General features: G+C 58.2%; 18 protein-coding genes. 9 read left to right on the top strand and 9 right to left on the bottom strand.

The window, feature by feature from the left end:
* Positions 1-40: 40 nt before the first annotated feature.
* Both K3166_RS06145 and K3166_RS06140 read left to right on the top strand, forming a co-directional pair.
* On the top strand, positions 41-1,180 hold the full coding sequence (locus tag K3166_RS06145; protein ID WP_221423776.1) for a bifunctional 2-C-methyl-D-erythritol 4-phosphate cytidylyltransferase/2-C-methyl-D-erythritol 2,4-cyclodiphosphate synthase: 1,140 nt from the start codon (positions 41-43) through the stop codon (positions 1,178-1,180).
* A gap of 35 nt (positions 1,181-1,215) precedes the next feature.
* Positions 1,216-1,722 (top strand): CinA family protein, encoded by a 507-nt coding sequence (locus tag K3166_RS06140; RefSeq protein ID WP_221423775.1) that lies wholly within the window; start codon positions 1,216-1,218, stop codon positions 1,720-1,722.
* On the opposite strand, the gene K3166_RS06135 is transcribed toward K3166_RS06140, so the two are convergent.
* Together K3166_RS06135 and lipA are read right to left on the bottom strand one after the other, a co-directional pair.
* A complete protein-coding gene (locus K3166_RS06135) occupies positions 1,719-2,174 on the bottom strand; it encodes a type II toxin-antitoxin system RatA family toxin (protein WP_221423774.1) in 456 nt (151 codons plus the stop codon). The two genes, K3166_RS06140 and K3166_RS06135, sit on opposite strands and share 4 nt — an antisense overlap.
* Positions 2,174-3,127: a lipoyl synthase gene (gene lipA, locus K3166_RS06130; protein ID WP_221423773.1), complete on the bottom strand. Its 954-nt coding sequence runs from the start codon at positions 3,125-3,127 to the stop codon at positions 2,174-2,176. The genes K3166_RS06135 and lipA overlap by 1 nt, the downstream gene beginning before the upstream one ends.
* Positions 3,128-3,227: 100 nt before the next feature.
* On the opposite strand from lipA, the gene K3166_RS06125 reads away from it, so the two are divergent.
* The 4 genes from K3166_RS06125 to K3166_RS06110 are packed head-to-tail and all read left to right on the top strand — an operon-like array spanning position 3,228 to position 5,930.
* Positions 3,228-4,208: a sodium-dependent bicarbonate transport family permease gene (locus K3166_RS06125; protein ID WP_221423772.1), complete on the top strand. Its 981-nt coding sequence runs from the start codon at positions 3,228-3,230 to the stop codon at positions 4,206-4,208.
* 10 nt (positions 4,209-4,218) lie between these two features.
* Positions 4,219-4,527, top strand: a complete 309-nt coding sequence (locus K3166_RS06120) for a P-II family nitrogen regulator (RefSeq protein ID WP_221423771.1) — start codon at positions 4,219-4,221, stop codon at positions 4,525-4,527.
* Complete coding sequence (locus tag K3166_RS06115) at positions 4,527-5,168, top strand: carbonic anhydrase (protein WP_221423770.1); 642 nt, start codon at positions 4,527-4,529, stop codon at positions 5,166-5,168. The genes K3166_RS06120 and K3166_RS06115 overlap by 1 nt, the downstream gene beginning before the upstream one ends.
* A gap of 36 nt (positions 5,169-5,204) precedes the next feature.
* Positions 5,205-5,930, top strand: coding sequence for an NYN domain-containing protein (locus K3166_RS06110; RefSeq protein WP_221423769.1), 726 nt, complete (start codon positions 5,205-5,207; stop codon positions 5,928-5,930).
* A 70-nt stretch (positions 5,931-6,000) separates the two neighbouring features.
* Here the strand turns inward: K3166_RS06110 and K3166_RS06105 are convergent, their stop codons facing one another.
* Positions 6,001-7,290 carry a hypothetical protein gene (locus K3166_RS06105; RefSeq protein WP_221423768.1) on the bottom strand — a complete coding sequence of 430 codons (1,290 nt, stop codon included), beginning with the start codon at positions 7,288-7,290 and terminating at the stop codon, positions 6,001-6,003.
* Between the two features lie 302 nt (positions 7,291-7,592).
* Here K3166_RS06105 and gyrA point away from each other — a divergent pair, with 302 nt between their 5' ends.
* Together gyrA and K3166_RS06095 are read left to right on the top strand one after the other, a co-directional pair.
* Positions 7,593-10,433 carry a DNA gyrase subunit A gene (gene gyrA / locus K3166_RS06100; RefSeq protein WP_221423767.1) on the top strand — a complete coding sequence of 947 codons (2,841 nt, stop codon included), beginning with the start codon at positions 7,593-7,595 and terminating at the stop codon, positions 10,431-10,433.
* Complete coding sequence (locus K3166_RS06095; RefSeq protein ID WP_221423766.1) at positions 10,430-11,272, top strand: TauD/TfdA dioxygenase family protein; 843 nt, start codon at positions 10,430-10,432, stop codon at positions 11,270-11,272. The genes gyrA and K3166_RS06095 overlap by 4 nt, the downstream gene beginning before the upstream one ends.
* Here K3166_RS06095 and K3166_RS06090 read toward each other — a convergent pair whose 3' ends face one another.
* Entirely contained in the window at positions 11,273-11,947 is a 675-nt protein-coding gene (locus tag K3166_RS06090; RefSeq protein ID WP_247714756.1) for a lysoplasmalogenase family protein, read from the bottom strand. It abuts the gene before it with no gap.
* 51 nt (positions 11,948-11,998) lie between these two features.
* On the opposite strand from K3166_RS06090, the gene trmFO reads away from it, so the two are divergent.
* Positions 11,999-13,366: a methylenetetrahydrofolate--tRNA-(uracil(54)-C(5))-methyltransferase (FADH(2)-oxidizing) TrmFO gene (trmFO, locus tag K3166_RS06085; RefSeq protein WP_221423765.1), complete on the top strand. Its 1,368-nt coding sequence runs from the start codon at positions 11,999-12,001 to the stop codon at positions 13,364-13,366.
* On the opposite strand, the gene K3166_RS06080 is transcribed toward trmFO, so the two are convergent.
* From K3166_RS06080 to K3166_RS06060, 5 genes are all read right to left on the bottom strand, one after another.
* Positions 13,367-13,837 (bottom strand): EF-hand domain-containing protein, encoded by a 471-nt coding sequence (locus K3166_RS06080; RefSeq protein WP_247714755.1) that lies wholly within the window; start codon positions 13,835-13,837, stop codon positions 13,367-13,369.
* Positions 13,838-13,868: 31 nt separating this feature from the next.
* The gene (locus K3166_RS06075) at positions 13,869-14,540 is read right to left on the bottom strand and encodes a hypothetical protein (protein ID WP_221423764.1); all 672 of its coding nucleotides are present in this window, start codon (positions 14,538-14,540) and stop codon (positions 13,869-13,871) included.
* A 65-nt stretch (positions 14,541-14,605) separates the two neighbouring features.
* A complete protein-coding gene (locus tag K3166_RS06070) occupies positions 14,606-15,013 on the bottom strand; it encodes a TadE/TadG family type IV pilus assembly protein (protein ID WP_221423763.1) in 408 nt (135 codons plus the stop codon).
* Positions 15,010-15,468, bottom strand: a complete 459-nt coding sequence (locus tag K3166_RS06065; protein ID WP_221423762.1) for a TadE/TadG family type IV pilus assembly protein — start codon at positions 15,466-15,468, stop codon at positions 15,010-15,012. The genes K3166_RS06070 and K3166_RS06065 overlap by 4 nt, the downstream gene beginning before the upstream one ends.
* The gene (locus K3166_RS06060) at positions 15,465-16,706 is read right to left on the bottom strand and encodes a pilus assembly protein TadG-related protein (RefSeq protein ID WP_221423761.1); all 1,242 of its coding nucleotides are present in this window, start codon (positions 16,704-16,706) and stop codon (positions 15,465-15,467) included. The genes K3166_RS06065 and K3166_RS06060 overlap by 4 nt, the downstream gene beginning before the upstream one ends.
* Between the last annotated feature and the right edge of the window lie 218 nt (positions 16,707-16,924).

Raw genomic sequence — 16,924 nt, 5'->3', positions numbered from 1 at the left:
GCGTTGCAGCGAAAACAGCAAGGCGCTAGCGCGCTGTGCAATGGAACCTGCCGACGCCCTCCCTCCGTTCGCCGCTATCGTTGTCGCCGCAGGTAAGGGCCTGCGTGCCGGCCAGCCACTTCCCAAGCAATTCACGCAACTTAAGGGGAAGGCGGTCGTCCGGCATTCCGTCGAGGCTCTTTTGGATGCAGGCGCATCGCCAGTTATCGTGGCAATTCCCGAGCATGGTGAAGACACCGCCATGCAGGCCCTTGATGGACTGGATGTGCGGTTGGTTGTCGGCGGTGCTACTCGGCAAGAATCGGTGCTGAATGCGCTGGAATCTGTCGCGCAGGCGGAAAATGTGCTCATCCACGATGCCGCACGGCCATTTCTTCCGCGGCCGGTGATCGCTCGGCTTATCGAGGCTCTTGGTGCCCATCCCGGTGCAATCCCGGTCTTGCCGGTCGTGGATAGCCTTCTGGTCGAGCGGGATGGCTTGATGGAGCAAAAGGCTGACCGCGAAGTCTTGCGCAAGGTACAGACACCGCAGGCATTTCGTTTCCCTGATATCCTTCAAGCGCATCGGGCCTGGCAGGGTGAGCGCAATGCCGGTGACGACGCGCAGGTCCTTCAAGCGGCAGGCGGAAAGATCGCTCTGGTCGAGGGGGATGAACGCCTCAAGAAGCTAACTTTTGCAGAGGATTTTATGGCTGACCTACCAGCATTTCGATCCGGCAGCGGTTTCGATGTCCACCGACTCGTAGATGGCGAAGAACTATGGCTCGGCGGCATCAAGATCGAGCATGACAAAGGTTTGTCAGGACATAGCGATGCCGACGTTGCCCTTCACGCGATCGTAGACGCCATGCTGGGTGCGATCGCAATGGGCGACATTGGCGACCATTTTCCGCCTTCTGACCCGCAATGGAAAGGTGCCAGCAGCGACAAGTTCCTCGCCTATGCCAATCAATTGATTGGAGAAGCCGGCTATCGGGTCGCGAATATCGACCTTACCGTCATCTGCGAAGCGCCGAAGATCGGGCCTCACCGTCAAGCGATGCGCGAACAGATCGCTGCTCTGCTGGGCGTTGACATCGCAGCGATATCGGTGAAGGCGACGACCACTGAGAGACTGGGATTTACCGGCCGCGGCGAAGGTATCGCTGCGCAGGCCATAGCCACGGTAACCAGCACCTAGCCCGGCGCCGGGCCAGAAACAGAAGTGATTACATAATGACCGTACTGAGCCATCTCCTCCCGCAAGACATTGACGATCTGGCGCGGCGCGTCATCGAGGAGAATTCGGCTATCGGACGTAAGGTGGTATTGGCAGAGAGCTGCACCGGCGGACTGGTTGCAGCTGCCCTGACAGAGATACCCGGATCATCTGCGGTCCTCGATCGCGGGTTCGTAACCTACTCCAACGAATCCAAAATGCAGACCTTGCAAGTCCCGCTCGACATCATTGAGACGTTCGGAGCAGTCTCGATTGCCTGTGCGTGGGCAATGGCCAAGGGCGCGCTAGCCAACAGTGACGCAGATGTCGCCGTGGCTATCAGCGGTGTCGCCGGACCCGGCGGTGGGACCCAGCACAAACCGGTGGGCACAGTCGTATTTGCGAGAGTTATCAGAGGTCAGGAAGGCGAACCTGACGGCGAGTTGAAGCGCTTCGAGCCGACCTCGCGTGCCGACATTCGCCGTGAAGCAACTCTATGTGCACTTGATTTGCTGCTGCCCTAGAGGTTGGCAGCAGCGTTTTCGCGGCCGTATAGTTCGTCTGCCCTTTTCTCGAACGCTTCGACCATCTTGCGAAAGGCGCGGTCGAAATACTGGCCGGCCAACGCTTCGAAAACGGCATTCCGGAACGCGAAATCGACACAAAAATCGATCTCGCACCCGCCGTCCGGCAGACATTTGAACCGCCAATTGTTGTCGAGATCCTTGAGCGGCCCATCGACATAGAAAACTTCGAGATGGTCAGGCCGGTGCTTGATCACGCGGGAGGTGAATTTCTCCCGGATTGCCTTGAAGCCGACCAGCATGTCTGCGACCATTTCGGTTTCGCTATCACTGCGTATTCGTGTCGCCACGACCCAAGGCAAGAACTTCGGGTAATTTGCGACATCAGCAACAAGATCAAACATCTGCTCGCAGCTGTAGGGCAGCCGCCGGGTTTCACGGATGCCTGGCATCAGGCCTGCGCCCTCGCCTGCTCCTTTACCAGCTTCGCTTCGCGCGCAGCTTTCATCACAGCGAAGTCATCACCTGCGTGATAGCTGGAACGTGTAAGAGGGCTGGATGCCACTTGTAGGAAGCCCTTAGCCCTCGCGATCGAACCGTATGCGGCGAAAGCCTTGGGTGTGACAAAATCCTCGACCGTCGCGTGCTTCGGCGTCGGTTGAAGGTATTGGCCCATCGTGATGAAATCGACATCCGCGCTGCGCATGTCATCCATGACCTGGTGCACTTCCAGCCGCTGTTCACCCAGGCCCAGCATGATCCCGGACTTGGTAAAGATCATCGGATCGTGAGCCTTGACCTCTTCGAGCAAACGCAGCGAGGCGTAATACCGGGCGCCCGGGCGGATCGTGGGATATAGCCGCGGTACCGTCTCAAGGTTGTGGTTGTAGACATCGGGTCCGGCTTCGCAAATCGCCTCGACAGCCTTACGCATCTTGCCGCGGAAGTCGGGTGTGAGAATTTCAATCGTTGTATCGGGCGTTTCACGGCGTAGGGCCTTGATCACCTTCACGAATTGATCGGCACCGCCATCGGGCAGGTCGTCGCGGTCCACGCTGGTAATCACGATATGGTTCAGGCCCATCTGGCCGGCAGCGATGGCTACGTTCTCGGGCTCCATCACGTCGACCAATCGGGGCATGCCGGTCTTGACGTTACAGAAGGCACAGGCGCGCGTGCAAACATCGCCCAGGATCATCACCGTGGCGTGCTTCTTGTCCCAGCATTCACCAATGTTGGGGCAGGCTGCTTCTTCGCAAACCGTATTGAGCTTCAGATCGCGCATCAGTTTGCGCGTTTCGTGATAGCCTTTGCTGACAGGCGCCTTGACTCGGATCCAGTCGGGCTTGCGCTGCTTGCGAGGGCGCTCTTCATCCGGAGCGGGCGTGGAGGAGAGATCGTTCATTGCGGGGGTCATCTAGGCTCGCCAGGCTTCCCAAGCAACCCGTGGATAGCTATTCCCTCGCTCACTTGCCGTGGCTGTGAGTGCTGTATAGGGCCAAGACATGGACGCCGCGATGATCGAAACCTTCACGTCACCCGTGATACTGTTTTTCGTATTGGGCATGCTGGCTGCCCTTGTCCGCTCCGATCTTGTCGTGCCGGAGGCGCTTGCGAAGGGAATGTCGCTTTACCTGATGGCGGCAATCGGCCTGAAGGGCGGCGTCGCCGTTTCAGAAAGCGGCGTCGATACCACGGTCGCTCTGGCCCTGCTGGCAGGCGTTGGAGCCAGTTTCCTTCTGCCATTGATCGCGTTCGCAGTCCTTCGCGGCTTTGCGAAACTGGATCAACTCAATTCCGGCGCGGTCGCTGCTCACTACGGCTCAGTGAGCGTTGTGACATTCGTCACCGCCGTGGAAGTATATCAGTTGCAGGGGATCCCGCCTGGCGGTTTCATGGTCGCAGTCATGGCAGCGATGGAAACTCCCGCCATTCTTACTGGCCTGATACTGGCGCGCAGAGCAGTTGACCAAACGGGCAGCGCAGACCAGCGCCGGACGGGCGAGCTTCTGCACGAGGTATTTTTCAACCCTTCGGTCGTGCTGCTGCTGGGTGCGTTTGCAATCGGCGTTGTTAGCGGTGCGAGCGGTTTCGAAGATGTCTCGCCCTTCTTCCAGGCGGGCTTCAAAGGTGTGCTTTGCCTTTTCCTTCTGGACATGGGCCTGATCGCCGCACGCCGCTTGATGGACGCCCGATTGATGACCCTGCGACTGGTTCTGGTCGCTATCGCCCTCCCTCTCCTCAACGGCGCTCTGGGCACCGCAGTTGGAGCAGCGATCGGGCTTGACGTGGGCTCAACCGCTGCACTGGGCGTTCTATGCGCCAGCGCTAGTTACATTGCAGTCCCGGCAGCAATGCGCCTCGCTCTCCCGCAGGCTGACGCAGGCATCTACCTCACGATGTCATTGAGCGTCACTTTTCCCTTCAACATCCTCATCAATATCGGCCTGATCGGGGCCTTGGCAAACCGCCTCGTTGCGGGCTGAGTAGGACGTCATGATCGAAACCGTCATCCGCAAACGCATCGAGATCCTCACCGACACTGCGCTTGTTCGCCGCGTGACGGACGCAATAGACCGGGCGGGCATTACGGGCTGGACCGTAACCCCTGTTCAATCCGGCAAGGGCAGCGATGGTCATTGGCGTGAGGAGCGCGTTATGGGGACAGACAAGGTGTTGGTCCTGACAATCGCACCGACCGAGAAGGCGATGAGTCTCGCCGAGGACATCGCACCCATATTGACCAGTCACGGGCTGCTGCTGTCGATGTGGGATGTGGAGGTTATACGCGGGGAGCGCTTCTGATGCCTGAATTTACCGAGCTTCTTCGCGGGTATCACCGGTTCAGGGCTGATGGGTATCCCGAACAGAAGGATCGCTACGACAAGCTCGTAGCCGAGGGTCAGAACCCCAAGTTGATGATCATAGGTTGTTCCGACAGTCGGGTGGATCCGGCGCAGATCTTTGACGTGGATCCTGGCGAAATCTTCGTGGTTCGCAACGTGGCAGCCCTCGTCCCGCCGTTCGAGGATTCTCCGGGCCAGCACGGCGTATCGGCTGCCCTCGAATTTGCCGTGAATTTCCTGATGGTGAAGCAGGTCGTCGTCATGGGACACGGTATGTGCGGCGGCTGCAAGGCTGCCTTGACCCGCGACCTGTATGGGAATGCACTTGGCGAAGGCGGCTTCATCGCCAACTGGGTTGGCATGCTCGATAGCGCACGCGACAAAGTCGCCGAGGAGTTCGGCATCGAAGGCCCCGAAGCGGAGCGTGCGATGGAAATGGCCGCGGTTTCGGTCAGCCTAGCCAATCTGCGGACATTTCCTTCAGTGCAGGCCAGAGAGGCGAACAACTCCCTCAAATTGCGCGGCGCCTTCTTCTCGATCGCGGAGGGTGTGCTTTACGTGCGCGATGACGAGACCGGACAATTCCTTCCTGCCAAGTGACTTGCGCAGCGGCCTATGCGCCGCCATGTGCCGGACATGGCTGAAAAGACACTCCAAAACATCGCCCTGCTGATCGACGCAGACAACACCTCCCCCAAGGGCATTGATCCTGTGCTCACGGTGATGGCCGAACTGGGTCAGGTCAATATCAAGCGGGCATACGGGAATTTCGCGAAGAACAATCTCGCGAAATGGGATACGATCACCCACAAATACGGTATCCGTCCGCAACAGCAATTCGACCTTACCGCTGGCAAGAACGCTACCGACATGGCGATGACCATCGACGCCATCGATCTGCTCTATCAGGGCAAGGTAGACGGGTTCGGGATCATGAGTTCCGACAGCGATTTCACACCGCTTGTGACTCGGCTTAGGCAGGACGGTCTTATCGTTTATGGCTTCGGCAGCACGCAAAAGACCCCTGGTGCGTTCAAGAGCGCCTGCACTCGGTTCATCGATATTGACGCCCTGATTAAGGGCGCGTCAGACGAAGGCGATAATGCGAAGGTACAAGCCTCGACGGGGAAGTCCCGCATAGACGACGAACTGGTCGAACTGCTCGGGAATGCTTGGAAAGCTGCGCGGCGCGATGACGAAGGTTTCGCGCAGATGGGAGAAGTCGGCCAGATTGCCGGCAACAGGTCCAGCTTCGATGTACGTAACTATGGCTTCAAACGTCTTTTCGACCTGTTTGACGCAATGGATCAATTCAAGGTCGAACGCCGCGACAACACCGTATGGGTAAAACGACTTCGCTAAAACAAAACGGCGCGGATCCCTCGGGACCCGCGCCGCTGAAAGTGTCGGCAGCCAAAAGCAGCCTAGTCAATTACATACCGGTATTCTGACCGGCGTAAGCTGCCCAAAGCTGCGCAATTGTCGCGCGCTTTCCTTGGACGGCATTGAAGTTTTCTTGTGCTTCGGCGGTCTTGCCTTGCTCAAGCTGCGCAATGCCAAGACGTGTGTGCGTCAGATCCGCATCAGCACCAGTCATGCCGAGCGCTTTGGTATAAAGCCTTTCGGCGGCAGCATAATCGCCATAGCTCAGCGCCAGATCGGCACCGGTCATGATCGTCCGCAGGTCACTCGCGCTCTGCGCACCGGTCAGGATTCCCGAAAGATCGGCCTTGTCGGTTTTCGCGCGATCTACAGCCATTCCGTAAATTTCGGCAACGTAGCTGTCCGTACGTGGCAGCGTCCCCTTGGAATAACCTTCGTCGATCACGGCCTGAACCTCACCCGGAAGGCGGCGGTAATCGGCACTGTCGATGTAATCGGCATACATCCGCTCATCGCGGAGTGCGTCCGCTTCACGTGCGAGACGCATCAGATCGAGAATTTCAGGGTTCTCCCAACCACCGCCGTAAGCGGTAATAGCGATCACTTCGCCCCAGTTTTGCTGCGAAGGAAAATGTTTCGCGAACAACAGAGCGAACTCGCCAAGCTCGGATTTCATCTGGTTGTTGTAGGACATCTGCAGGCCCCGGCGGACCCACTGCTCATTGATCGGCTGACCGGCAGCTTCACGGGCTTCGATGGCCGTAGCAAGATAGCGCAGGCCTTCGGCGTAATTTTCTTCGTTGAAATAGGATTCAGCTACGAGACCTTCCGGTTCGCTTTCGTTGTATCCAAGATCAATCGCTTTCTGGATGTAGCCACGTGCCTTGGCATACTGCTCGCCGTTATAGGAAAGCTGGCCAGCCAGGAGATTGTACTGGCCGACTGCTTCTGCCGGAACCTTGTTACTTGCAAGCATCATCTCGACGCCTTCGAGCTGAAGAGCCGCATTTTCGGTGTTCGTGCCGATGCTGTAGATGGTGTTGCCAGCGACCATACGGTCATCGTCTGTCTGTACAGCAGCTTTCAGCGCTGGAACATCGGCAGCTGCGCCGGTCCAATCAGGCGCTTCTCCGCCAACCTTGTCGGCAATCGGCTGGTAGACTTCGATAAAGCCCTTGGAATAGTCGGACTTGGCCTCATCTTTGTCCTTCTTTTTCTTCTGCGCATAGGCAGGCTGCTCGAACGCGATCGCGCCGGCAGTTCCGGTAGCGGCAAGAATTAGTGCCAGAGCAAGCGCTGAAGACGGACGCGAGCCTTTTGCAAGACGGGTAAAAATCATCGAAAAACTCCCAAGAGTGGAATAGGGGAATGAGCGCGGTGCGCCATGTTTCGCTTAATGGTGCGGCACTTGGCCTTTCTGCGCTTTCATTGCAAATTGTTGTACGCCAGCGGCGCTGAATGAGCATTGAATGGCCCCATATCTCGCCGTTCAGGGTCAACCTTGCGACAATCGGGAACCATATGTGGAAAAAGCGCACGAAACCCCCGCTGGGTTCCCGGAATACGTGGCGCTGGCGGCGCAACTAGCCTAAGGTTTCATTCGAATTTTATGCCCTTTAATTGACCATGGAATACTGAGTTTTGGCTGACGAAACCGAACTGATGGATCCCCCCGCTCCACGCGGTGAATACGCTCGCATCGATATCGTCGATGAAATGAAGACGAGCTATCTCGATTACGCAATGAGCGTGATCGTGAGCCGCGCTCTTCCCGATGTGCGCGACGGGCTCAAGCCAGTCCACCGCCGTATCCTTTTTGCGAGCCAAGAAGGCGGCTTCGTCGCTGGACGTCCTTACCGCAAGAGCGCGAAGATCGTGGGCGACGTGATGGGTAACTACCACCCTCATGGCGACTCCGCGATCTACGATGCGCTTGCCCGCATGACGCAGGACTGGTCACTTCGGGTCCCGCTCATCGATGGTCAGGGTAACTTCGGTTCGATGGATCCCGATCCGCCAGCTTCGATGCGTTATACCGAAGCGCGGCTCGCCAGGGTGGCCAACTCGCTGCTGGACGATCTCGACAAGGACACTGTCGATTTCACCGATAACTATGACGGGTCTCGCCGAGAACCCACCGTCCTTCCGGCCCGCTTCCCTAACCTGCTCGTCAATGGTGCGGGCGGTATCGCGGTTGGCATGGCCACGAATATCCCGCCCCATAATTTGGGCGAGGTTATCGATGGTTGCCTGGCCTTCATGGAAAACCCGGCAATCACGAGCGAGGAACTGTTCGAGATTATTCCAGGACCGGATTTTCCGACTGCCCCGCTAATTCTGGGCAAGTCCGGTGCCCGCGCAGCTTACACGACGGGTCGCGGCTCGATCCTTATGCGCGCTCGCCACGAGGTTGAAACCAATGGCAAGGGTCGCCAGTCTATCGTCCTGACCGCGATTCCCTATCAGGTGGGCAAGAACGGTCTGGTCGAAAAGATTGCCGAAGCGGCCAAGGACAAGCGGATCGAAGGCATCTCTGACATCCGTGACGAATCAAGCCGTGAAGGCGTGCGGGTGGTCGTCGATCTTAAGCGTGACGCTTCACCGGAAGTGGTTCTCAACCAGATCTGGCGCTACACGCCCGCGCAATCCAGCTTCCCGGCCAATATGCTCGCCATTCGGGGTGGGCGGCCGGAAGTTCTCACTTTGCGTGAGTTCATTCAGGCATTCATCAGTTTCCGTGAAGAGGTCATCACTCGCCGGACCAAGTATGAATTGAACAAGGCGCGCGAGCGGGCTCACCTTTTGCTCGGCCTCGTGGTTGCAGTCTCCAACCTCGATGAAGTCGTGGCAATGATCCGCGGTTCGTCGAATCCGGCAGATGCCCGGGCGAAATTGCTGACGAAGGAATGGCCGATCGGCGACATCGCGCAGTATATTGCGCTGGTCGAAGCGATCGAGCCCAGTGATGAGCAATCCGGCGGGACCTACCGGCTGTCCGAACGACAGGTAAAAGCCATCCTCGAACTTCGCTTGCACCGCCTGACCGCGCTTGGTCGGGATGAGATCGGTGACGAGTTGAAAGAGCTTTCGGTCCATATCGAAGAATACCTTTCAATCCTCGCCGATCGTGTGAAGCTTTATGCCATGATGCGCGAAGAGCTCGACGAGATCCGGGCGACTTATGCCACGCCGCGCATCACCGAAATTGCGCCGGCCTGGGATGGCCTGGAAGATGAAGACCTCATCGAGCGTGAAGAGATGGTCGTTACGGTCACTCACGGGGGCTACATCAAACGCACCCCGCTCGACACTTTCCGCGCGCAGGCAAGAGGCGGCAAAGGCCGCTCCGGCATGGCCACGAAAGATGAAGACGCCGTCGTCGAAATGTTTGTCACTTCGACGCATAACCCTGTGCTTTTCTTCACGAATACTGGCCGTGTCTATCGTCTGAAGGTGTGGAAACTTCCGGAAGGCGGGCCCCAGACCAAGGGCCGCCCGATGGTCAACCTCCTTCCTTTGGGAGACGAGGAGCGCGTGACCAACGTTCTCCCCCTACCCGAAGACGAGAGCGAATGGTCGGCACTCAATATCGTGTTCGGCACCGAACAAGGCATGGTGCGCCGTAACTCGATGGACGCGTTCACCAACGTACCCAGCAACGGCAAATATGCGATGGGCTTCGTCGAGGGTAGCGGCGACCGTTTGATCGGGGTGCGCTTGCTCAGCGAGGGTCAGGAAATCTTCCTGGCATCGGATTCAGGGAAAGCCATTCGCTTTGCCGCCTCTGATGCGCGCGAAACCAAGAGCCGGACCGGTATCGGTGTACGCGGCATGACATTGAAGAACGGCGCCAAAGTCGTTTCGATGGCCGTCCTGGATGCGGGAGAACGCGATACCGAGGTGCGGGACGCATATCTCAGGGCTGCGGCATGGAAGAACAACGATGCCGAAGCCACTCTGCCGCCAGAAAAGGTCGCTGAAATGGCCGAGGGTGAAGAATTCATCCTCACTTTGACGGCCAACGGTTACGGCAAGATATCTTCTGCCTATGAATACCGGACCATCGGACGCGGCGGACAAGGCCTCACCAACATCGGCACTCCGGATAGCAATCCGGAACGCAATGGTCCTGTCGTAGGCAGCTTCCCGGTCAAACATGGTTCGCAGCTGATGCTGGTAACCGACCAGGCCAAGCTCATCCGTCTACCGATAGATTTCCGGCATATGCTGCCCGGCGGTTTCGAAAATCACGACGGCTATTCAGTGTCAGGCCGCGGTTCGTCCGGTGTGCGCATCTTCAATGTGTCGAAAGGCGAACAGATCGTCGGCGCCGCATTGATCGACGAGACCGAAGATCCCGAAAACGAGGCCGAAGAAGCGGTGGTCGAGGAAATGGTAGAGCGCAGGGGCGGAGGCGACGTCACAACGCCCCACACAACTCTGCATTCTGACGACAACATCGAGGACGAACCCGGCGAATGACCCTGAAGATCGAGCCTAGCGGACAGGCGTGCGGTGCGCGCGTGTCCGGGCTCGATCTCAGTCACCCCATCGCTCCTGACTTAGCCGAACAAATTCGTTCGATCTGGCTGGAACACAAAGTCATTGCCTTCCCGGGACAGGCGATGGGAGATGATGCCCTTGAAGCATTCACGATCGCAATGGGCGGCTTTGGTGAGGACCCTTTCTTCGATCCGATACCCGGCCGGCAACATATAGCGGCAATCCTGCGTGAGGCGGATGAGCGCAGCCCGCTTTTCGCTGAAAATTGGCATAGCGACTGGAGCTTTCTGCCAGCGCCTCCTTCGGGCACCTGCCTTCTGGCTATCGATATCCCGCCACATGGCGGTGACACGCTTTTCGCTGACCAAGCGGCCGCATTCCGCGCTCTCCCGGAAGATCGGAAGGATTACCTCAGGTCGCTTACGGCAGTTCACAGCGCGCAGCTCGCTTATGCGCCAGACGGCACATACGGCGACCGTGACAAAGATCGCTCCATGGCCATCCGCCCTGACATTTCGGCGCTAGAGACCCGGACGCATCCTCTTGTGCAAGCGCACCCGGAAACGGGCGAGGAAACACTGTACTCCACACTGGGCTATATCATCGGGATCGAAGGAATGGCGCAGCGCGATGCCATCGCGCTGCTAAGCGAGCTTGCTCAATGGCAATCCCGAGAGGAATTCGTATACCGACACGAGTGGGAAAACGACATGCTTCTCATGTGGGACAATCGTTCACTGCTCCACAAGGCTACGGGCGGTTATGAAGGCCACCGGCGAGAACTGCACCGGACGACCATCGCGGCTTGGACGGCTTGATTAGGCAGCACGGGTCCTAAGTGTCTGGACGACCCCTGTGACGATCAGGAACTGGGCGCCGTAGTAGATCGGCCAAACCAGCCAGGAACCTAACTCCTGAGATATGTGCCCGGTCTCGCGGGCGAATATCAGCAGGTCACTCACCACGAACAGCACTGCGCCGGAGCCCACGCGGTAGCGCGGGAAACTGCTCGTCCAGGCACATGCCGCCATTGCGCCTACCAAAAGCGAATAACCCGTCGCCGTCTGCCAATTCGGCAATGGATAGGTCATAAGGGCAGCCACCACCGGAGTGAGGGCGACCAGAGCCAACCCGGCCATCGTCTGACTGCCGGTGGGATGAGTTCGCCGATTACGCATGTAGAGGGCGATTGCGATGATGTGACCCACCGCAAACAGCCCTCCGCCAACAAGGAAACTTATTTCCAGCAAGACGTCACCGAGCGCACCAAAAGCCATGACCAATGCAATCAAAGCCGCATCGACCCCTTTGCCGCGATGGGCCGCATAGAGCGCAAGAAACGCGACCCCTGCACCTTTCCATGCCATCAGCCAGATGCCCCCGATGGCGCTGTCCATCACGAAGAAATAGCTGATTGCAGCCGCAAGGCTGGCCAGAAGGTATGGACGGTGCTCTGATAATGCACGTTTCGGCATGAGATTCCCCTCGTTCATTTCCGGTATGCCTTGATAGAGGGGGCATGCAAGCACTAGGTGCGCCTCACCATGGCACATGACATACAGATAATCGGCGGCGGCCTCGCAGGAAGCGAAGCAGCGTGGCAACTTGCACAGCGCGGGTACAAGGTTCGCTTGTCCGAAATGCGCGGCAGCGGAGAAATGACCGCGGCCCATCAGACTGATGGGCTGGCCGAGCTTGTTTGCTCAAACAGCTTCCGGTCCGATGACAGCGACAAGAATGCCGTCGGTCTATTGCATGACGAAATGCGCCGGCTCGACAGTATTGTTATGCGCGCCGGCGAAATTGCGAGGGTGCCTGCCGGCAGCGCCATGGCGGTCGACCGCGACGTGTTCTCCGCCGAAGTGCAGCGCACCCTCGAGGAACATCCTAACGTGACGGTTGTCAGAGAACGCGTGGATACCCTTCCCTCGTCTGGTCCCACGATCGTCTCGACCGGCCCACTGACGGCGCAATCGCTTGCTGAAAGTATCGTCGGGGCGACCGGCCAAGACAGGCTCGCGTTCTTCGATGCCATCGCTCCTATTGTTCACCGCGACAGCATCGATATGAGCGTTTGCTGGATTCAGTCACGCTGGAACAAGCGGACAGAAGCCTCAAACGAAGAGGGCGATTATATCAATTGCCCGATGACCAAGGACCAATACCTCGCGTTCCATCAAGGGTTGATGGACGGCGAGAAGACCGAATTCCGCGAGTGGGAAGCTAACACGCCCTATTTCGATGGCTGTATGCCGATCGAAGTGATGGCATCGCGCGGCGTCGACACCCTGCGATTCGGTCCGATGAAGCCGGTCGGGCTCGATAATCCCCACGACGCCACACCCGAATTCCCGCAGGGCCGCTGGCCGCACGCGGTTGTCCAGCTGCGTCAGGATAACAAGCTTGGAACGCTGTGGAACATGGTCGGCTTCCAGACCAAGCTGAAATACGGCGCGCAGGTCGAACTATTCCGCACCATTCCGGGCCTCCAGAATGCAGAGTTTGCCCGGCTCGGCGGACTGCACCGCAACACTTTCATCAATTCGCCCTTGGTCCTCGACCGGCAGCTGCGTTTGCGCGGCGCTGAACATATCAGGTTCGCCGGGCAGATTACCGGCTGCGAAGGATACGTAGAAAGCTCGGCCGTCGGACTGATGGCCGGGATCATGGCGGCCGCAGAAATGGGCGGCCGCGAGTTTACTCCGCCGCCCCGAACGACGGCATTCGGTGCACTACTGAGCCACATAACCGGCGATGCGGAGGCTGAGACCTTTCAGCCCATGAACGTTAATTTCGGCCTCTTCCCGCCGCTCCATGATGTGAAGAAGAAGCAGCGCAAGGAAGCCTATACTTCGCGCGCGAAGGCTGAGTTCGGAGAATGGCTCGCTGCTAGCGAACCTGTCCCGGCTTGATCAGCACGCGCAGCTTGGCTTGCGTTTGGCGGGCTTGGGCTGCGTGGTGAGGAATTCGCGGGGCGTAAGTTCGTTGTCGGAGTTCGCGTCAGCGCCTTCGAACTTGTCGACCGTGGCGACGGCCCATTCCTCGAAGGTCAGCAAGTTATTGCCGTCCTTGTCGAGTTTGCGGAATGCGCTGCTTCGGGTAGCCAGCATTTCTGTCCGGGTGATCCGCCAGTCACGGTCACGGTCATAGCGGAAAAAGCGTTGCTGCTCTTTGGTCAATTCGCTTGCCTCTGGCGGTGCAGGACCAACCATGTCCTGCGCATCGACAATGGGCAGGTTGTTGGGGTCCGGCTTTTCATCCTCGGCAGTGAGCAAACTTGGCGGCGGCGCCGCCGTTTCGACTTCTGCCCTGCCCTGGTACCAGAACATGCCGATAGCCATGGCGAGCAACGTCACGAGTGCGCCAGTAACAGCGTTCTTCAAAGTGCGACCCCCTGAATTTTCAGTATTTTGTCTAGCGCCCAATCGCACCGACCCGCAAGGCCACTAATGCCGCGCGGCGCCCTTCCATCAGTGGACGTCCCCCTCGGCCAATGGCACGTTTGCCCAGCGCCGCCAGCACCGCGAATGGACGCAGCCGTTTGGGCAGCGGGTCCATTTGACCTGAACCCGACTTCGCCGCCGAAAGGATTAGATTGCGCTCTGTCTCATCCGACATGTGCGAAGCCAGATCAGCGAGCGACCAAAGCCTTGCAGCGCTGACGGCTCCATTGGGTTCGTCGTACCCCAGGCAATCCCGCGCTAGAGCCTGCCACGCATCTTCACGCCCCCTGGAAAAGGCTTCGATTGTTGCAAGGTCAAGCTGCTCCGCCGCGAGCAGAGATTCCCAGCCATCGACGAGTCCTGTAAGTGCTGGAATGTTGTGCCCCCAGCTGTTCGCAAGAGCCTTGATCAGCGGTTCACCCTCGGGGAGAGCGCCAATCGGTCTGGACAGGGTGTCGCGCCACCATGCCAATCGAAGCTGGCCGATCATCGTTTCGCTGCTGCCTGATACGATTTCCGCAAGCCGGCGGTCCAGTTCAAAGAGCGCCCGGTAATGCACCCTGTCAGCGGGAGAAGCGTAGGCGAGCGCGACCCGGATTTCGTCAGGCAGCGTATTGTCAGCGATGTTATCTTGGCCCGTCATTTTCGAGCCATGACCGCGCTCGACGCGATCTGCAAGACCGCATCGCCCCGCCCCCCAGCAATCGTTTAAAGCTGCGGGTATGACCTCTTCGTCATGCTCACGGGCATGGTGCCGAGGTTCACGAACACCAGGTTCACATCTATCCCGCCAGAGGCGGTGAGATCGACGTAGTCGCGGCCGAACGTGTCGGTCCCATGGGCAACCGCCAGCGTGGCATTTCCGAACGCCTGGGCGCTCAGCAGGTTATCTGTGAATTCTGTCTGCAATTCCGTGTCCGACGGCGTGGGCCAGACGGATACTTCTCGCGCTGCTTCGTCCAAAGCAGACGAAAGCGAGTTCTGGAAGAAGATGTAAATACCCATGTTCAGTGCGCCGAGCAGCATGGTCAGCGTAATCGGCAAGACCATTGCAAATTCGACAGCAGCGACGCCGCGCTGATTGTGCAATAGGCGTTTGAAACGAGTAAGCATCATTCCGTCCTCAGTGTAACCGATCCGACGTGTGTCTGCGTGGTTGCGAAATCCGCGATCCCGTCGATGTTCAACATCGGCGTCCACTGGTCGCTGACAGTAATTGTGAGATACTGAGTTTTCACTGCAGTCGGGTTAACGCACACAGGCGCAGGTACGGTTGGCTTCACACCGTCGCACTCAATCCAGTAAGTGGCGGTGATTTGCCCCATTGGATAGCCCGAGGAATCCGAGATCGCCTGCCGGACGTCGACCGCCGCTGGCAACGTTTCAAGCGTGCCCATAACGTATTCCGCGCCAGTCTGCGCGTGCTGTTGCACTTCTATCTTGTGACGGAATCCCATGCCGAAATCGATGCCGCCCAGCGCCATCATCAGCACAAGTGGCATCACCATAGCGACTTCCACGGCAGCATTTCCGCGCTTATCCCACAGGATGGTTGCGAATTTCTGGATCATTGGCGGAGCCTCAAATACTGGTCACCGCTGAACGAGGCCACACCGCGACCGGCAGGGCAGTTGTTCTGAACGTTCGTATTACCGGTGAAGGTGATGTACGTTGCGATGATCTGCAGGCAGTCGGTCGTCATGTTGCTGTTACCGCTGAAGGTAACCGCGTTGGTCGGCGCATAGATCGTGCCATCGAATACCGAGCCGCTGTCTCCGGTGATCATCATCCGGTTAGTGTTTGAGGGAACCGTTCTGCTGTCCTGCACCATTATGATGCCCGCGTACTGACCCGTAGTCGGAGCCGTAAGCTGGATGTTGGAGGTGCCCTGGGCACCGAAAGTGCCGATCTTGTTCGCGTTGAAAGGCGAACTGGTGTTGGTGAAGACCAAAGTTACTTCGTTACCAATAACCGTAGCGTTACCGCCTACCGACAGCCCTTTTTCCCCGAGATAGTATGTACCCGGAAGAAGGGTCAGCGTTGAGTTCGACTGGACTTGAATTCCTTTGAAGCAACCGCCGGGCCCGAGGACGTTGCCCGAACCGCTATATAACGGCCAATTGTTGCACACCATATTCGGGTCCGAAAACTGGCCTGCATAGGGATCTACAGCCGCCGGGGCCGCGTCGTTAATTGCCGTCGTGGTCGCGATGTCGCCGGTCGCATTGACCGATCCCACGGCTGACAGGGCGCCAGCGGTGATCGCGACCTGGCTACCAGGGGCGGTTGCCGTGGCATCGAAATTCGAATTGGACGCCATGCCGCAATTCATGTTCACCGTTGCAGAGCCAGAAACCGTCAGGCCGACCGTCAAGGTATCCAGAGCGATCATGCAGTTGGGAACTTCCGAGCTGCTTTGCGCCACTGCTTCCACACTGATGGTTGGTGCATTGGCAAGGAAAAGGCTCGAGAACGGGAGCGCCTGCGATGTGCTGAGCACAACGCGAACCATGCTGTTATCGCCGACAAAATCACCCGCAGTAGGAGGAGTTTCAATCGCGTCGATAGTGTAGGTGTGCTGATTGTTGACCCCGAGAACTTTGGTGACGACGGCGTTCACGTCTTCACCGTTCTTCATTGCAATCGCACCGGCCATCGCGCCGGCATCAGCCGCGCTATGGAGGTCACGGCGCCAGCTAAGCCACTGCGCAGCATCCACGGCTAGGCCCATCGTACCGACAATCGGCACGAGCGAAGCGGCGACCATGACAAGCACGTTACCGCGCTTGTCGTTGCGGACTTGCTTCAAGAATTGCATTGCACTGCGAAGCATTCTGAACCTCATATCCATATATTCGAGGTTCCGGTTATAACTCCCCGGAATGTGGGCGAAGTAAAACAGCAGGCCTAAGGACAGGTTAAAATCGCACGCATTTTATATCTGAGATGCGCGGAGTTCTGCCGATACGCTTTGTGCGGCAAAGGTTAATCGATCCTTGTCGCTCGGAATGCGCGAAACCAATAGTT

The sequence above is a fragment of the Qipengyuania psychrotolerans genome (assembly GCF_019711355.1).
Lineage (GTDB): Bacteria > Pseudomonadota > Alphaproteobacteria > Sphingomonadales > Sphingomonadaceae > Qipengyuania > Qipengyuania psychrotolerans.
The sequence above is the reverse complement of the archived record's forward strand: the minus strand, read 5'-3'. Positions and strand labels throughout refer to the sequence as shown.

What these genes read in the sequence shown, in the direction of transcription:
- K3166_RS06110 (WP_221423769.1), top strand. Translation starts at nt 5,205, where the DNA reads ATGGCTGAAAAGACACTCCAAAACATCGCCCTGCTGATCGACGCAGAC.
- K3166_RS06065 (WP_221423762.1), bottom strand. Translation starts at nt 15,468, where the DNA reads ATGATCCAGAAATTCGCAACCATCCTGTGGGATAAGCGCGGAAATGCT.
- K3166_RS06140 (WP_221423775.1), top strand. Translation starts at nt 1,216, where the DNA reads ATGACCGTACTGAGCCATCTCCTCCCGCAAGACATTGACGATCTGGCG.
- K3166_RS06090 (WP_247714756.1), bottom strand. Translation starts at nt 11,947, where the DNA reads ATGAACGAGGGGAATCTCATGCCGAAACGTGCATTATCAGAGCACCGT.
- K3166_RS06135 (WP_221423774.1), bottom strand. Translation starts at nt 2,174, where the DNA reads ATGCCAGGCATCCGTGAAACCCGGCGGCTGCCCTACAGCTGCGAGCAG.
- K3166_RS06105 (WP_221423768.1), bottom strand. Translation starts at nt 7,290, where the DNA reads ATGATTTTTACCCGTCTTGCAAAAGGCTCGCGTCCGTCTTCAGCGCTT.
- K3166_RS06120 (WP_221423771.1), top strand. Translation starts at nt 4,219, where the DNA reads ATGATCGAAACCGTCATCCGCAAACGCATCGAGATCCTCACCGACACT.
- K3166_RS06095 (WP_221423766.1), top strand. Translation starts at nt 10,430, where the DNA reads ATGACCCTGAAGATCGAGCCTAGCGGACAGGCGTGCGGTGCGCGCGTG.
- K3166_RS06145 (WP_221423776.1), top strand. Translation starts at nt 41, where the DNA reads ATGGAACCTGCCGACGCCCTCCCTCCGTTCGCCGCTATCGTTGTCGCC.
- K3166_RS06075 (WP_221423764.1), bottom strand. Translation starts at nt 14,540, where the DNA reads ATGACGGGCCAAGATAACATCGCTGACAATACGCTGCCTGACGAAATC.
- K3166_RS06115 (WP_221423770.1), top strand. Translation starts at nt 4,527, where the DNA reads ATGCCTGAATTTACCGAGCTTCTTCGCGGGTATCACCGGTTCAGGGCT.
- K3166_RS06125 (WP_221423772.1), top strand. Translation starts at nt 3,228, where the DNA reads ATGGACGCCGCGATGATCGAAACCTTCACGTCACCCGTGATACTGTTT.
- trmFO (WP_221423765.1), top strand. Translation starts at nt 11,999, where the DNA reads ATGGCACATGACATACAGATAATCGGCGGCGGCCTCGCAGGAAGCGAA.
- lipA (WP_221423773.1), bottom strand. Translation starts at nt 3,127, where the DNA reads ATGAACGATCTCTCCTCCACGCCCGCTCCGGATGAAGAGCGCCCTCGC.
- K3166_RS06070 (WP_221423763.1), bottom strand. Translation starts at nt 15,013, where the DNA reads ATGATGCTTACTCGTTTCAAACGCCTATTGCACAATCAGCGCGGCGTC.